At 72.7% G+C, this 15,047-nt stretch carries 15 protein-coding genes and 1 pseudogene; 13 read left to right on the top strand and 3 right to left on the bottom strand.

The annotated features are described in order from the left end of the window. Nucleotides 1-14: 14 nt before the first annotated feature. Together BDW27_RS21135 and BDW27_RS21130 are read left to right on the top strand one after the other, a co-directional pair. Nucleotides 15-1,385: a hypothetical protein gene (locus BDW27_RS21135; protein WP_110051279.1), complete on the top strand. Its 1,371-nt coding sequence runs from the start codon at nt 15-17 to the stop codon at nt 1,383-1,385. 186 nt (nt 1,386-1,571) lie between these two features. Further along, nucleotides 1,572-2,537, top strand: coding sequence for an SDR family oxidoreductase (locus BDW27_RS21130; RefSeq protein ID WP_110051278.1), 966 nt, complete (start codon nt 1,572-1,574; stop codon nt 2,535-2,537). On the opposite strand, the gene BDW27_RS21125 is transcribed toward BDW27_RS21130, so the two are convergent. Next, nucleotides 2,525-2,926: a hypothetical protein gene (locus BDW27_RS21125; protein WP_233515869.1), complete on the bottom strand. Its 402-nt coding sequence runs from the start codon at nt 2,924-2,926 to the stop codon at nt 2,525-2,527. The two genes, BDW27_RS21130 and BDW27_RS21125, sit on opposite strands and share 13 nt — an antisense overlap. 33 nt (nt 2,927-2,959) lie before the next feature. Between BDW27_RS21125 and BDW27_RS21120 the strand changes: the two genes are divergently transcribed. The 10 genes and pseudogenes from BDW27_RS21120 to BDW27_RS21075 form a co-directional block, all read left to right on the top strand. Further along, a complete protein-coding gene (locus tag BDW27_RS21120; protein ID WP_110051274.1) occupies nt 2,960-3,577 on the top strand; it encodes a hypothetical protein in 618 nt (205 codons plus the stop codon). Between the two features lie 71 nt (nt 3,578-3,648). Further along, entirely contained in the window at nt 3,649-4,290 is a 642-nt protein-coding gene (locus tag BDW27_RS21115) for a GTP cyclohydrolase II (RefSeq protein ID WP_017543127.1), read from the top strand. Further along, nucleotides 4,283-4,930 (top strand): CDP-alcohol phosphatidyltransferase family protein, encoded by a 648-nt coding sequence (locus BDW27_RS21110; protein WP_110051273.1) that lies wholly within the window; start codon nt 4,283-4,285, stop codon nt 4,928-4,930. Before BDW27_RS21115 ends, BDW27_RS21110 begins: the two co-directional genes overlap by 8 nt. 3 nt (nt 4,931-4,933) lie before the next feature. Next, the gene (locus BDW27_RS21105; RefSeq protein WP_110051271.1) at nt 4,934-5,911 is read left to right on the top strand and encodes a zinc-binding alcohol dehydrogenase; all 978 of its coding nucleotides are present in this window, start codon (nt 4,934-4,936) and stop codon (nt 5,909-5,911) included. Nucleotides 5,912-5,956: 45 nt separating this feature from the next. After that, a complete protein-coding gene (locus tag BDW27_RS21100; RefSeq protein WP_017543124.1) occupies nt 5,957-6,355 on the top strand; it encodes a 6-carboxytetrahydropterin synthase in 399 nt (132 codons plus the stop codon). Then, on the top strand, nt 6,352-7,440 hold the full coding sequence (locus BDW27_RS21095; RefSeq protein ID WP_110051270.1) for a glycosyltransferase family 4 protein: 1,089 nt from the start codon (nt 6,352-6,354) through the stop codon (nt 7,438-7,440). The genes BDW27_RS21100 and BDW27_RS21095 overlap by 4 nt, the downstream gene beginning before the upstream one ends. Before the next feature lie 221 nt (nt 7,441-7,661). Then, entirely contained in the window at nt 7,662-9,200 is a 1,539-nt protein-coding gene (locus BDW27_RS21090; RefSeq protein ID WP_199560731.1) for an MFS transporter, read from the top strand. A gap of 111 nt (nt 9,201-9,311) precedes the next feature. Continuing rightward, nucleotides 9,312-10,112, top strand: a complete 801-nt coding sequence (locus BDW27_RS21085) for an SAM-dependent methyltransferase (RefSeq protein WP_110051267.1) — start codon at nt 9,312-9,314, stop codon at nt 10,110-10,112. A 149-nt stretch (nt 10,113-10,261) separates the two neighbouring features. Then, entirely contained in the window at nt 10,262-11,122 is an 861-nt protein-coding gene (locus tag BDW27_RS21080; RefSeq protein WP_110051265.1) for a class I SAM-dependent methyltransferase, read from the top strand. Next, a pseudogene (locus BDW27_RS21075) lies at nt 11,119-11,949 on the top strand (YbhN family protein); the annotation flags it as partial. The gene BDW27_RS21080 and the pseudogene BDW27_RS21075, both read left to right, overlap by 4 nt. A gap of 15 nt (nt 11,950-11,964) precedes the next feature. Here the strand turns inward: BDW27_RS21075 and BDW27_RS21070 are convergent. Both BDW27_RS21070 and BDW27_RS21065 read right to left on the bottom strand, forming a co-directional pair. Then, nucleotides 11,965-12,744, bottom strand: coding sequence for a creatininase family protein (locus BDW27_RS21070; RefSeq protein ID WP_110051263.1), 780 nt, complete (start codon nt 12,742-12,744; stop codon nt 11,965-11,967). 133 nt (nt 12,745-12,877) lie between these two features. Continuing rightward, nucleotides 12,878-13,663 (bottom strand): MurR/RpiR family transcriptional regulator, encoded by a 786-nt coding sequence (locus BDW27_RS21065; protein WP_017543118.1) that lies wholly within the window; start codon nt 13,661-13,663, stop codon nt 12,878-12,880. Between the two features lie 198 nt (nt 13,664-13,861). On the opposite strand from BDW27_RS21065, the gene BDW27_RS21060 reads away from it, so the two are divergent. Beyond that, nucleotides 13,862-15,040, top strand: a complete 1,179-nt coding sequence (locus BDW27_RS21060; protein ID WP_110051262.1) for a C45 family peptidase — start codon at nt 13,862-13,864, stop codon at nt 15,038-15,040. The last annotated feature ends 7 nt before the right edge of the window (nt 15,041-15,047 follow it).

Raw genomic sequence — 15,047 nt, 5'->3', positions numbered from 1 at the left:
AACAGAGGTCGCCCGTGTCCGTCTCCCCGCTCACCCTGCTGAACGAGTGGAGTGCCCGCACCAACGAGGCTCCGCTGCGTGAGTTCCTGCTGGTCGGGACGGTGATGGATCTTTCCGCCCTGGAGTCGGGGCTGGTGCCCGCCGCCCAGGACCTGGGGGCGTCCGTCACGGTGCTCGGCACCGCCGCCGAGGAGGCCTCCGTACGGCGCCCGGACCGCGCCTACGCGCTGACCGACCGGCCCGTGCCCGATCTGGCCCTGCTCCTGGGTGACGAGCACGTCGTGGCTGCCTTCGGTTCCGGTGCCCCCACCACCGAGGACCGCGTCTGGACGGTACTGCGCGGCGGCCCCGACGGGGTTCCGTGGGCGCTCGCCGAACTGGGCGCGTGGCTCGCCTCCTGCGCGAGCCGGATCACCCTGCCCGTGTCCCTGGCCGAGCGACTGGCCGCCCTCGCCGAACGGCTGGAGGACCTGCTGCTCACCAACCCGACGGAGACTTCCGTCCGGGTGGTGCACAACCTGGACGCCCCACTCCTGTCACACCTGCCCGAGGGGCCGGTCGACGAACTCACCCTGCACGCGCCGCTGCGCGGCTACGACGCCCCGGCCCTGGCCGCCCTCACCGAGCGTCTGTCCCCGGCCCACGTGCGCCTGGGCGTGCCCGGATCGTGGGCGGTGCAGGACCGTGAGGACGCGGCCCGTTCCCTGGCCGAGGCAGGGACGGAGGCGGCCGTGAACCCCGTGGCCGAGGGGTTCCCCGAGCACGGCGGGCTGGTCGAGTGGCAGGTGGGCGACCAGCGCTCCGCGCTCACCTGCGGCGCCAACCTGGCCGCGCTCACCGGAACGGCCTCCTCAGGGGCGGGTCTGGAACTGGGCCTGGTCGTCCCCGCCGTCCCCTCCCCCGAACCCTCCGAGGTGGCCGCCCCCACCGGGGACGACGGCCACCTGTCGCGCGTGGCCGCCGAACTGGAGGCCTCGGGCTGGACCCTGGAGTACGACTCCGGCACGTACAGGGTCCGCGGCGCCTTCACCAACCCGGTGCCGGTCGCCGCGCAGGTCGTCGAGTTGCTGGAAGCCCAAGCGGACCCCCTCTTCGTGCACGCCGAGGGGCCCAAGGGGTGGGCGCTCATCGTGTGGAAGCGGCCGAGTCTGCTGCTGGCCTCCGCCCCCAGGGGCAGCGCCTGGCGCCTGTACCGGGTGGACCCGCCCGCCACCCCGTCCTCCCGTCTGGGCGGTGGCGAGGGGTTGTCGCGGGTCGGTCTGACCCGCACCAGCGCCCCGCTGCACCGGGTCCCGCACCGGGACGTGATCGCCTTCCTGGAGTCCCTGGGCACCGACCACATCTCGCTGCTGGAGAGCGTCGGCCACCTCACCAAACCGCTCTGAGCGCCCGCCCGGCCCGGGTTCGTTCCGCTGAGACGGGATTTGGGCTCATCCGAGAAGGAACCTCCGGAACCGTCGCCACGGTGGGCCACATCCCCGCTGTGGCGTCGGTCCTGGCTCACTGACCTCCCCGTTCGAAGCCGTGAGGGTGCTCGAAGCTGGTGGGAACGGGCGCTAGGCTCTGGGCTCATGCGGATTCTCGTGTTGGGCGGTACCTCGTTCGTCGGTCGGGCGATCGTCGACGACGCGCTGCGGCGCGGACACGAGGTCACGCTCTTCAACCGGGGACGGACCGCGCGGGGACTCTTCCCCCGGGCCGGGCTCCTTTTGGGGGACCGCGAGGAGGGCGACCACACCGCCCTGGCCGAGGGCTCCTGGGACACGGTCGTCGACGTCAGCGGGTTCGTGCCCAGACACGTGCGGCAGGCCCATGAGGTGCTGGGCGATCGCGTGGGCCGGTACCTGTTCGTGTCCAGCAACGCCGTCTACGCTCCCGGCGCCGGTCCCGGGGCGGACGAGTCGGCTCCCCTCCACGTTCCCGAATGGGACACCGAGGAGGTCGGCCGGGAGACCTACGGTCCGCTCAAGGTCGCCTGTGAGCAGGAACTGGGCTCCCGGTACGGCGAGCGCGCCACCATGGTGCGGCCCGGGATGCTGGCCGGACCGCACGACAACGTCAACCAGTTCACGTACTGGGTGCGCCGGGCCGCGCGCGGCGGCAAGGTCGTCCTGCCCGCGGACCCCGGGCAGCCGGTGCAGCTCCTCGACGTGCGGGACCTGGCCCGACTCGTCGTGCTGTTGGCTGAGGACGACCGCGGCGGCGTGTTCAACGCCATGGGACCGGCCGAACCGCTCACCCTGATGGAGATGCTGCGCACCTGCGCCCGAGCTGCGGGGAGCGAGGTGGAACCGGTTCTGGTGCCGCCGGAGACGATCAAGGCCCGTTTCCCGCTGGTACGGCCCGATCCGGTGTGGGAGCAGACCTTCCAGCGCGACTTCGGTCGGGCGCGGGAGGCCGGGCTGCCCTCGACCCCGCTGGCCACCACCGCCGCCGACGTACTGGCCTGGGACCGTCAGAGCGGCGAACCGCCGCTGGGCGTGGGCCCCTCGGAGCAGGTCGAACGCACCCTGCTCTCCTACGTTCAGGGCGCCTGACGCCCACGGCGACGCGGCGGCAGGGTTGGGGAGGGGCCCCGTTCCCGACCGAGCGGCGCACTCTGGCGCTTCGCCGCGTCCCGCTCGCCCTTTCGTGTCCTTCGTGCCAGGCGGCCGATTGTGGCCACGGGGCGCGGTCTCCAGGTCCGGAAACCGGCCAGACGCGCACGCAGGGCGCCCACCGGGCCGCTCGGGGCCACGGCCCCGTGTTCGGGCTCCCCCACCGGCCGCTGAGCGGCGCGGTCGACCTCGGCCACACGTGCGTGCAGGCGGTCCCTGACCTGTTCGGGGGTGTAGGCGCGGCGCTCGCGTTCGGCACGCGCTATCGCCACTCCGGTGGCCGCCACACCCACGAAGGCGGCCACTCCCAAAGCCTTCCACCACTTCATGCTCATAGGCTAGTGCCTGTGGCAGACACGAGCATGGACCTGGACACGGCGGTCGAGCTGACCAGAACCGGTGACGTGTGGGTGTTCCGGGGCACGAGCGTGCCGGACCGGGCCATCCAGCTCACCACCAACAGCCCGGTCAACCACGTCGGCATGTCCGTCGTGGTGGACGACCTCCCACCGCTGATGTGGCACGCGGAGCTGGGCAGGTCCCTGGTGGACATGTGGACCGGCACCCACCAGCGCGGGGTCCAGCTGCACGACCTGCGCGACGCCGTGCTGGTGTGGGGGCGCCGCTACGGGCAGCAGGCGTGGCTGCGGCAGTTGGACCCGTTGACCGACCGCGCGATGGAGGACGCCGCGCTGCGGATGGTGGCCCGGCTGAACGGCACCCCGTTCCCCTCCACCGCGCAGCTGGCCGGGCGGTGGGCGCTGGGCCGGATGCCGTTCCGGAACAGGGCGCGCGAACGCCGGTTGGAGACCGCCTACTGCGCGGAGGTCATGGCTCTGACCTACGAGGAGATGGGGCTTTTGACCCAGGCCAGGCGTCCCGGGTACTACGACCCGGGACGGTTCTGGAGCGGGGACTCCCTGGAGCTGGAGGGCGGCTTCGCGCTGGGCGGGGAGATCCGGGTCGACCTGCCGGAATAGTCGTCCGGCCCGTGTATCGGACCGTTGGGATGGGCACGCACTGTTCAGGTCGCATCCGCATCGGAGGACACATGACGGAGCATTCTCTGGACGGCGCGGCCGTCGCCGAGTCCGACCTGGTCGTGCGCAGGGGCACGTTCCGCTGTGTGGCCTTCCGGGATCCGGTCGACGGCCAGGAGCACATGGCCCTGGTCCTGGGTTCGCTCGGGGACGGCGAGGAGGTCCTGGTCCGGGTGCACTCCGAGTGCGTCACGGGGGACGTCTTCGGCGCGCTGCGCTGTGAGTGCGGTGACCAGCTCGGCGCCGCCCTGGACACGATCCTGACCGAGGGCCGTGGCGTGCTGGTGTACCTGCGCGGCCACGAGGGTCGCGGGATCGGACTGGTGAACAAGGTCCGCACCCAGCTGCTCCAGGACGAGCGCGGGCTGGACACCGTGGACTCCGCGACGAGCCTGGGGCTGCCGGTGGACGTGCGGGACTACGGCCCGGCGGCGCGGGTGCTGCGGTACCGGGGCGTGCGCTCGGTGCGGCTGCTGTCCAACAACCCCGCCAAGGTGCGGGCGCTGGAGGACCACGGGGTGAAGGTGGCCTCACGGGTACCGCTGCTGGTTCCCGCGCACGAGAACAACTCCCGCTACCTGGTCGCCAAACGGGACCGCCTGGGGCACGACCTGCCGCACCTGAACGGGGACGCGAGGCGGGCGGGTGGCTGACCCGGCCTCCTGGCTCGGGCCCCGGGGCTGGGGCGCGGCGCTGCTCTACGCGGTGTTGGTGACGGTGGCGCTGGTGGCGGCGATCCGCCGGTACGAGCGGTGGCCCCTGGGTCCGGCGGACCTGGTGACCCTGGTGCGGGTCGGCCTGATCGGCGTGGTGACGGCGCTGGTGGCCGAGGGCGGACCGGTCGGGCCGCTGGTGTCGGTGGCGACCCTGGCCCTGGTCCTGGACTGGGTGGACGGGCTGGTGGCCCGGGGGACGCGCACGGAGTCCGACTTCGGGGCCCGGTTCGACATGGAGGCCGACGCGTTCCTCATCCTGGCCCTGAGCGTGTACGTCTCCGGGTCCCTGGGACCCTGGGTCCTGGCGATCGGTGCGATGCGGTACCTCTTCTGGGTCGCCGCCCGCGTGGCGCCGTGGCTGCGCGGCCCGCTGCCGCCGAGCGTGGCACGCAAGGGCGTGGCCGCGGCACAGGGGATCGTGTTGACGGTGGCCGCGGCGGGGGTCCTCCCCCGGCCGGCGGGGGCCGTCGTGGTGGCGGTGGCACTGGTCGCCCTGCTGTGGTCGTTCGGACGTGACGTGGTGGGACTGTGGCGGGCGCGTGTTCCCGTGCCCGGTGCCGCCGAGAGGAAGAGGTGAGGGATGGCGAGGACGGCTCGGGCGTTCTGGGTGCGCTCCCCGGGCGTGGGCGAGGTCCGGGAGGTGGAGCTGCCCGAACCCGGACCCGGCGACGTGGTCGTGCGCGCCCTGTGCTCGGGGATCAGCCGGGGCACGGAGACGCTGGTGTTCGGCGGCGGGGTGCCGCCCAACCAGTACGGGGTGATGCGCGCGCCCTTCCAGGAGGGCGACTTCCCCGGCCCCCTGAAGTACGGGTATCTGAACGTGGGTGTGGTCGAGGAGGGGCCGGGGGAACTGGTGGGGCGGACGGTGTTCAGCCTGTTCCCGCACCAGACCCGGTTCGTGGTGCCCGCCTCGGCGGTGTCGGTGGTCCCCGAGGGCGTCCCCGCCGCCCGGGCGGTGCTGGCGGGCACGGTGGAGACCGCGATCAACGCGCTGTGGGACGCCGCGCCGCTGGTGGGCGACCGGGTCACGGTGGTCGGCGCGGGCATGGTGGGCTGCTGTGTGGCGCGCCTGCTGTCCCAGGTACCGGGGGCCCGCGTCCAGCTGGTGGACGTGGACCCGCGCCGGGCCGCGACCGCCCGACGCCTGGGGGTGGACTTCGCCCGGCCAGAGGAGGCCGAGGGCGACCGCGACCTGGTCTTCCACACGAGCGCCACCGAGGCGGGCCTGGTCTCCTCCCTGCGGCTGCTGCACGTGGAGGGCGAGGTCGTGGAACTGAGCTGGTACGGCGACCGGAGGGTCATCCTGCCCCTCGGGGAGGACTTCCACTCCCACCGGTTGACGGTGCGGGCCAGCCAGGTCGGCATGATCTCTCCGGCCCGCCGCTCGCGCTACGACCACGCCGAGCGCCTCCAGCTGGCGCTGCGTCTGCTGGAGGACCCCGCCTTCGACGCCCTGCTCACCGGGGAGAGCCCGTTCGACGAGCTGCCCGCGGTGCTCCCGAGGCTGGCCAGCGGCGAGCTCGCGGCCCTGTGCCACCGCGTCGTGTACGAGAACTGACAGAACTGACAGAACCGACCGGTCCCGACACCCTGGGGAGTCCTCTTGTTCAGTGTCACCGTCCGCGACCACCTGATGGTCGCCCACAGCTTCCGGGGCGCGGTCTTCGGCCCCGCCCAGGCCCTGCACGGGGCAACGTTCGTGGTGGACGCCACCCTGCGGCGCCCCGAGCTGGACCCCGACGGCATCGTCGTGGACATCGGCGCCGCCACCCAGGAGCTGGGCGCGGTGGTGGCCGAGCTGAACTACCGCAACCTGGACGAGGTGCCCGAGTTCGCCGGGGTGAACACCTCCACGGAGTTCCTGGCCAGGGTGGTGGCCGACCGCTTGGCGGAGCGGATCGCGGCGGGGGCTCTGGGGGCGCACGCCGACGGTCTGACCGCGCTCTCGGTGACCCTGCACGAGTCGCACGTGGCCTGGGCCTCCTACGAACGCGAGCTGTGACCGGGGCCGCGCGGCCCCCGGCGCTGTTCGTCGTTCCGGAGGCGGGAGCGCCCAGCGGCGGGCACACCTACAACCGGCGGATCGCGGACGTGTTGGGCGGGGAGGGTGCGCCCGACGCCCCGCGCGGCCCCGGACGACCGGTACGGACGGTGACCGTGCCCGGCTCGTGGCCGCGGCCGGGACCACTCGGTGCCGGTGCGCTCTCCACGGTGCTGGGCGGGGCTCCCGATGGCGCGTGCGTGCTGGTGGACGGCCTGGTGGCGTGCGGTGTGCCCGAGGTGGTGCTGCCCCACGCGGGGCGGCTGCGGCTCCACGTGCTGGTGCACCTTCCCCTGGCCGACGAGTCGGGGCTGTCGGCGCGGGAGGCCCGGGACCTGGACGCGCGTGAAGGGGCCGTCCTGCGATGCGGGGTGACGGTGGTGGCCACGAGCGCGTGGGCGGCCCGGCGGCTGGCCGCGCACCACGGTCTGGCCGAGGCGGGCGTGCCCGTGGAGGTGGTGCGGCCGGGGGTGGACACGGCGCCGCTGGCGCGCGGCAGCGGGTTCGAGGAGGTGCCGGGCCGCGTCCCCCGGCTGGTGTGCGTGGCCTCGTTGACTCCGCGCAAGGGCCACGACCTGTTGCTGCGCGCCCTCGCCTGTCTCGTGGAGCTTCCGTGGGAGTGCGTGTGCGCGGGCCCGGGTTCCCCTCCCCCGCTCCCGGCCCCGCTGGCGGAGCGGGTGCGGTTCACCGGTCCGGTCGTCGGCGCGGAACTGGAGGGTGTGTACGCCTCCGCCGACCTGTCGGTGCTGTCCTCCCGCGCGGAGACCTACGGGATGGTCGTGACCGAGGCGCTGGCGCGGGGTGTGCCGGTGGTGGCCACCGAGGTGGGCGGGGTTCCCGAGGCGTTGGGCCGGGCCCCCGACGGACGCGTGCCCGGTCTGCTGGTGCCGTCGCGGGACGCTGCGGCACTGGAACGGGCGCTGCGGGACTGGCTGACCGACCCCGACCTGCGCGCGTCCCTGCGCGACGCGGCTCGACTGCGCCGTACGGATCTGGCGGGGTGGCCCGAGTCCGCCCGGGAGATGGCGCGCGTGCTCGGTCTTTGAGCGACTCGGGTACAGGTGACCGCGTGTGACCGGGTTCTCCGGAGGCCGCATGGTCCCCATAGCAGGCCCGGTGGTATCGTGCATAGGGTGCAAAAATTCTTACAATGCATTTTTGCCGCCGCGGCAGATCTCTTCCGCCCGCGCACCCTCACCCGTTTCTCCTTCACCAGAGGCCAGCCTTGAGTACTCCTCAGTCCCAGGGCACCGCACGTACACCGATCATGCGCACCCTGAGCGGGCTGCTGATCGTCCTCGGCGTGACGATGCTCAGCGGCACGATCGTCTCGGTCGCGCTACCCCAGATCCTCGGGTCCCTCCAGGGCACCCAGTCCCAGTACACCTGGGTGGTGACCGCGACGCTCCTGGCGTCGACAGCGTCCACCCCCGTCTGGGGCAAACTCGCCGACCTCTTCCCGAAGAAGCGGCTGCTCCAGATCTCGATCGTGCTGTTCATCGTGGCCTCGCTGCTGAGCGGGTTCGCCCAGAACACCGAACAGCTCATCGCCTTCCGCGCCCTCCAGGGACTCGGTATGGGCGCCTCCCAGGTCCTGGTCCAGGCCACCATCGCGGCTCTGGTGAGCCCCAAGGAACGCGGTCGCTTCAACGGCATCATCGGCGCCATCATGGCGGTGGCCACCGTCGGGGGTCCGCTGATCGGCGGGGCCCTCACGGACGCCTCCTGGCTGGGCTGGCGCTGGTGCTTCTTCATCGGCGTCCCGTTCATGCTGGTCGCGCTGGTGGTGCTCACCCGCACGCTGCACCTGGTGGAGGAGCACCGCACCAACGTGCGCGTGGACTACCTCGGCGCCACACTGATCGCCGCCGGGGTCAGCACCATCCTGCTGTGGGTGACCTTCGTCGGCGGGAGCTTCGCGTGGGTCTCCTGGCAGAGCGGCGCCATGGTCACCGGCGGTCTCGCGCTGCTGGCCGTGGCCGTGTGGGTGGAGAACCGGGTGGCGGAGCCGGTCATCCCGCTGCACCTGGTACTCCGCCGCGAGCCCATGATCGCGATCGTGGCCAGCGTCGCGGTGGGCATGGCGATGTTCGGCGGAGCGGTCTTCCTGGGCCAGTACTTCCAGCTGGCCCGGGGCTACTCGCCGACCGCCGCCGGGCTGCTCACCACCCCGCTGATGCTCGGCATGATGGTCTCCTCCACCATCTCCGGATGGCTGGTCTCCCGCTCGGGCCGGGTCAAGGCCTACGTCGTCACCGGCCTGGTGTTCCTGTCCCTGGGGTTCCTGCTGCTGTCCACCATCGACGCGACCACCTCGCTGTACGTCGTGGCCCTGGGCATGCTGGGAGTCGGGGTGGGCGTGGGCATGTCCATGCAGAACCTCGTGCTCGTCGTGCAGAACTCGGTCCCGCTGCGTGAGCTCGGGGCCGCCAGCGGAGCGATCACCTTTTTCCGGTCCCTCGGCGGCACGATCGGCGTGTCCGTGCTCGGGGCGATCCTGGCCAACCGGGTGAGCACGAACGTGACCGACGGCCTGGCGTCCTCGGGCGTGGAGGTCCCCGCCGGAGGCGCCGACGGCACCACTCTCGATCTGGCGGGCATGCCTCCGTTCCTGCGCGAGATCGTCGAGGGCGCCTACGGCTCCTCCACCGGCGACATCTTCCTGGTCGCCACCGGCATCGCCGTGGTCGGCCTGATCGTCGCGCTCTTCCTTCCGCGAGTCCAGCTGCGCGACACCGTGGACATGGCACCGCCCGAGAAGGAGGAGCGGCCGGAGCCCGGGGAGCGGGCGACACTGTCCTCCTGATCCGGAAGGCCCCGTGGCACGGGGCCTTCCGGCTTGCGCGGGGGTGGTTCGGGACTGGAGACTGCGGAGTGGTCCCCCGACCCCCCACACCCACAGGAGCGCGAGACCCCCATGACGCACCCCCCGATCGACGGCACCGTCGCCCACACCGCCCGTGTGTGGAACTACTGGCTGGGCGGAAAGGACAACTACCCCGTCGACCGCGAGGTCGGTGACCGGGTCAGGTCCCTGTTCCCCCAGGTCGCGGAGGCGGCACAGGGAGACCGTCTCTTCCTGCGCCGCGCCGTCAGCCACCTGGTCAAGGAGGAGGGCCTCACCCAGTTCCTCGACGTCGGTACCGGGCTGCCCACCGCCGGCAACACCCACGAGGTGGCCCAGACGCTGGATCCCTCGGCCCGGGTGGTGTACGTCGACAACGACCCCCTGGTCCTGGCCCACGCCCGCGCGCTCCTGGTGGGAACCGACGCTGGCCGGACCCAGTACGTGGACGCGGACCTGCGCGACGTGGACGGGGTCCTGGAAGCCGCCGGCGAGACGCTGGACCTGGAGCGGCCCGTCGGGCTGACCCTGATGGGCACCATGGGCCACTTCGAGATCGGCGAGGCGGTCCGCCTGGTGCGCTCCTACGTCGACCGCCTGGCCCCGGGCAGTTTCTTCGCGGTGTGCGACGGCGTGCTGGCGCACATGGAGGTCGAGGACGCCGAGCGGGCCGCCGAGGGCATGCGCGTCTGGGAGCAGCACGTGGCCCAGAAGTACCACATGCGCACCGTGGAGGAGTTCCGGAGCTTCTTCGACGGCTACGAGGTGGTGGAGCCGGGCGTGGTCTCGGTGTTCCAGTGGCGGCCGGAACCCACCGAGGTGGGCACCGTGCGCCCCATCCCCCAGTACGCGGGTCTGGCCCGGAAAGCCTGACCGGCCCGGGCGCCGGGAGGGGCCCGGGAGACAGATCCGGGCAAAGGCTTCCTGGATCGGACCTCCCGGACGCACCCGAGCTGGCACTCTGGGAGGAGGCGTCCGCACGTTGGCGGTCGCACCCACCGGGAGGAGTCCCGTTGAGCTCTGTGTCCGAGAACCCACCGCCCGCCTTCGATCCGGGCTGGTTGGCCCTGCGGGAGGGCGCCGACTCCGAGGCCCGCGCCACCGCGACGCTCGAGGCGCTCCGCGCCTTCCTGGAGCGACGCGGCGGCGGATCGCGGAGCCCGGTCAGGATCGCCGACCTCGGGTGCGGCTCCGGTTCCCAGGGGCGCTGGCTGGCTCCCCGGTTGGCCGGGGCCCAGCACTGGACCCTCTACGACGTGGATCCCGGCCTGCTGTCCCTGGCCGGGGCGTACCTGCCCGCGACCTCGGCGGACGGTGCGCAGGTCAACGCGCGGATGTGTCTGCGGGACGTGGGTACGATCACCGCACAGGACCTTTCCGGGGTCGACCTGGTCACCGGTTCGGCCCTGCTCGACCTGCTCACACACGCGGAATTGGAGGCCATCGTGCGAGCGGTGACCGGTGCGGGCTGCGCCGCCCTGTTCACGCTGTCGGTGGCGGGCCGGGTGCAGCTTTTCCCGGACGACCGGGACGACCCCGCGCTGACGGAGGCGTTCAACGCCCACCAGCGCCGGGGCGGGCGGTGGGGGCCGGAAGCGGCCCGGGCCGCCGCGGGGTCGTTCGGCGAACACGGGTACCGGACCCTGATCTCGGCGAGCCCCTGGCGGTTGGGGCCGGAGAGCGTTCCGCTCGTCCGTTCCTGGCTGCGGGGGTGGGTGGACGCGGCCCTGGAGCAGGACCCCGACGCGGCCGTGGGCGGGTACCTGGAGCGTCGGCTCGGCGAGTGCGATCGGGGGGAACTGGGCGTGATCGTCCACCACGACGACCTGTTGGCGCTGCCCGAGGAGCAGTCGCCACCCGAGGGGGCCGTGCCCCACCCATGAACGGCACCGGAGGACGGTGGTCCAGGATCGTGCGCCCGACGGTCGGGGTCGCGGTGCTGGCCGGGGTGGTGTGGTGGTTCCCGCTGGAGGCCTTCACCGCCGCCTTCGGCGCGGTCGACCCCGCGACGGTGGCGGCGGCGTTGGGGATCGGACTGTTCACGACCCTGTTGTGCGCGGCCCGCTGGATCCTGGTGGCGCGCGGGGTGGGCCTGCGTCTGCCCTGGCCACGGGCGGTGGGCGACTACTACCGCGCGCTGCTCCTGAACGCGGTCCTGCCCGCCGGTGTGCTCGGGGACGTGCACCGGGCTTTCAGCCACGGACGCTACGCCGGTGACCTGGCCCGTGGGGTGCGCGCGGTCCTGTTGGAGCGCATGGCCGGGCAGGTGGTGCTCGCCGCGACCTGCGCGGTGCTGCTGTTCACCCTGCCCGCCGCCCTCCTGGGCCCGGGGCTGCTGGCGGTGGCCGCCTCCCTGGGCGTGTTCGCCGTGCTGGCGCTGGTGGTCGCGGTCGGCTGGGTGCTCGGGCGCCGACACGGGTCGGCCTGGTGGCGGACGCTGTCGGCGACGGTCGCGGACACCCGGGCCGGTCTGTTCACGGTGTCGACCGGCCCGGGGGTGATCCTGCTGTCGGCGGCCGCGCTGGCCGGACACCTCACCCTGTTCCTGGTGGCCGCCCGGGCGGTGGGGATCGCGGTGCCCGCTCCGGCCCTGCTCCCGTTGCTGGTGCTGGCGCTGGTGGCGATGAGCGTCCCGGCCAACGTGGGCGGATGGGGGCCGCGCGAGGCGGTGACGGCGCTGGCCTTCGGCGCCGCCGGACTGGGCGCGCAGGCGGGTGTGACGGTGTCAGTGGCGTACGGACTGCTCGCCCTGGTCGCCGCCCTTCCCGGCGGGCTGGTGCTGGTGTGGCGGCTTCTGCGGGTCGAGCACGTTGAGGTACCCGGCGAACACCTGCACCAGGTGCGCCAGAAGATCACGGCCCTCGGCGGCCGTGGCGCGTGAGGGCTGACCCACCACACCGGAGCGCGTGTAGCGGGACAGCCCGGTGGTGAGCATGTGGTCGCGCCGGTCGGCGAGGTGGTCCGCCTCCTCGTAGCCGGGCCGGACCAGGTCCGGACGCACGTGGAGCAGGACCGAGGTCTCCAGCTCCCCGGCGTGCATGTCCCGGTCGTTGGTCGTGTTCATGCCCGACGCCCGGCGGGCGGCCTCCCAGTCGTGTGGGCCGGGGAAGAGTGCCATGTCACCGCGCGAGGCCTGGACGAGGTTGGCGAGCACGTGGTTGCCGCCGTGCCCGTTGACCAGGACCAGCTTGGTGGTGCCCGCGGCCCGCAGGGACGCCGCGATGTCAGAGGCCATCGCGTACAGGGTGGGCGCCGTGACGCTGACGGTACCCGGCCAGGCATCGTGTTCGTGCGAGCAGCCGAAACTGATCGGCGGCAGTACCCGCAGCCCGGGGTGGGCGTCGGCCAGGCTCCGTGCCAGGGCGCAGGCGATGACGGTGTCGGTGGTCAACGGCAGGTGGGGGCCGTGCTGTTCGAGACTGCCCACGGGCAGCAGCGCCACCCGGGCGCCCCGTGCGCGCTCGTCCTGGCTGGTGTCACCGGGGAGGGGATCGGAGAAGTCCATGGGCCCATCCTCCCCCGTGGCCACGACGGAACGCGGCGCCCTCCGCCTCCGGGCGCGCCGGGCCCCCGCCCCGGCTTCGGGGGCTCTCCGGCCCCGCCCGCTGGAGGCGGGGCCGACCTGCCTCCCTCGCCCGTCAGTGACCCAGGCGTCCGCGCCAGGCGGTGAGTTCGTGTGAGGTGCGCACGGCCCTGTCGGGGTGGATGGTGGCCACGGCCTGCACGAGGGCGTCGGCGACGATGATGCCGGTCAGGGCCTCGGCCGTCATGCCGGTGGGGGTGTGCGGGGCGGACAGGACGATGTCCACGCTGTCGCGCAGTTCCTCGGTGAGTTCGTCGGTCACCAGAACGGAGTGGGCGCCCACCGCGCGGGCCCGTTCGAGCAGCACCTCCACCTCCGGCAGGACGCGCCCGGGGGCGAAGACCACGACGGCGTCGCCCCGGTGGATGCCCAGCAGGTCGTCGGCCAGTCGGAAGCCGTCGGTGTCTATGGTGCGGGCGCGGGCGCCGGTGCGGTTGAGTTTGAGGGCCAGGTGCTCGGCGGCGATGTTGGAGGAGCCGACTCCGTAGGTGACGGTCTGCCCGGCCTCGGCCAGGACCTGCACCGCGCGGGTGAGCTCCTCGGATGAGGTGGCCGTGCGCACGTGTTCGACGCGGTCGCGGGCCTCGTCCACGACCCGGTCCCAGAGCGAGGTGAAGTCCCGTCCCATGCGGTCGATGCGTTCGCGCAGGCGTACGTCTGGGGCGACCTCGGAGGTGAAGGGGGCGGCGATCTCCTGTTTGAGGGCGGGCAGTCCGGAGTAGCCCAGGCGGCGCAGGGTGCGGATGACGCTGGCGTTGCTGGTGCCGCTGGCGGTACCGAGCTCCTGGGCGTTGGAGTAGAGGATCTGCTCGACCGGCGAGGCCGTGAGCAGGCGACACACCGATCGCTCCGCTGGCGAGAGGCTTTCCCAGTGAGTGCGCACCAGGGTGTGGAGGCGTTCCAGCCCCGGATTCGAAGAACTATTTGTTACAGCTCTTGACTGTGGCGTAGCACTCATTACACTCCTGAGGAAACAGTCGTTTCAACTATGCGCGTCTTCGTAATGGATGTTACATGACGTGATCGGGGGACCACCATCATGACCACCACCTCGTCGCGAACGCCCTCGGGCCTGCCGCTCATCGAGATCAGCGGCGGCCCACGTGAGCGCGGCGTCGCCTATGGAGAGGCCGCCCGGGACCAGATCACCGCGGCCATGGGCTTCTACGAACGCGCCTTCCACCAGCAGACCGGCCTGAGCTGGGGCGGCGTCCTGGACCGCGCCCGCGGGTGGCTCGACACCTGCCGCGCCTTCGACGCCGACATGGTGACCGAGATGGAGGGCATCGCCGAGGGCGCCGGGGTCGGTCTCCTCGACGTCCTGGCCCTCAACGTGCGCGGGGAGATCATCTACGACTCCTCCTTCCGCGCCATGCCCACCGTCACCGAGGCCGACGACCGCGAGGCCTCGGACGGCTGCACCTCGTTCGCCCTCGCCGAGGGCGCGACCGGTGACGGCCACGTCTACGCGGGCCAGAACTGGGACTGGCGGCACGGCACCGCCGACACCGTCCTCATGCTCCGCGTGGTCCAGCCGCCCCGGCCCACGCTCATCATGCAGGTCGAGGCGGGCCAGGTGGGCCGGCACGGCGCCAACTCCGCCGGGATCGCCCTCAACGCCAACGGACTGGGCGGGCGGTTCGGGTCGGCCGTCGGCGTCCCGCAGACCCTCGTCCGCCGTCGGGTCCTGGACTCCTCCCGGCTCTCTGACGCCCTGAACGCGCTGGTCAGGACGCGTGCCCACATCGCCAGCAACGCGCTGCTCACCCACCGCTCCGGATACGCCATCGACGTCGAGACGACCCCCGGCCCGTGCCAGTGGATGTACCCCGACGACGAGGGTGTGCTCGTCCACGGCAACCACTACCAGGCCGGTGTCCCGCCCCAGCTGGCAGAGTCCTACCGCCCGCTCGCCACGGACTCGCTCATCCGCGTGCCCCGCGCCCGGCGCGGCCTGGCCGCCGTCCGGAACGCCGGCACCTCCGAGGAGGTGCGCACCGCCGTCCACGAGGCCATGTCCGACCACCTCGGCCACCCCGAGTCCCTGTGCACGCACCCCGACCCCGCCGCTCCCGAGGTACGCCGCTGGTCCACCCTGCTCTCCAGCCTCGTCGACCTCACCAGCGGCGAGTACCGCGTCGCCGCCGGGAACCCCTGCGAGCACAAATACGAGCTCATGCCCTGGAACCTCTACGACGGCCCGGGCGCCCAGGGCTGACCCACCG

The organism is Nocardiopsis sp. L17-MgMaSL7, assembly GCF_003182025.1.
Lineage (GTDB): Bacteria > Actinomycetota > Actinomycetes > Streptosporangiales > Streptosporangiaceae > Nocardiopsis > Nocardiopsis prasina.
The sequence above is the reverse complement of the archived record's forward strand: the minus strand, read 5'-3'. Positions and strand labels throughout refer to the sequence as shown.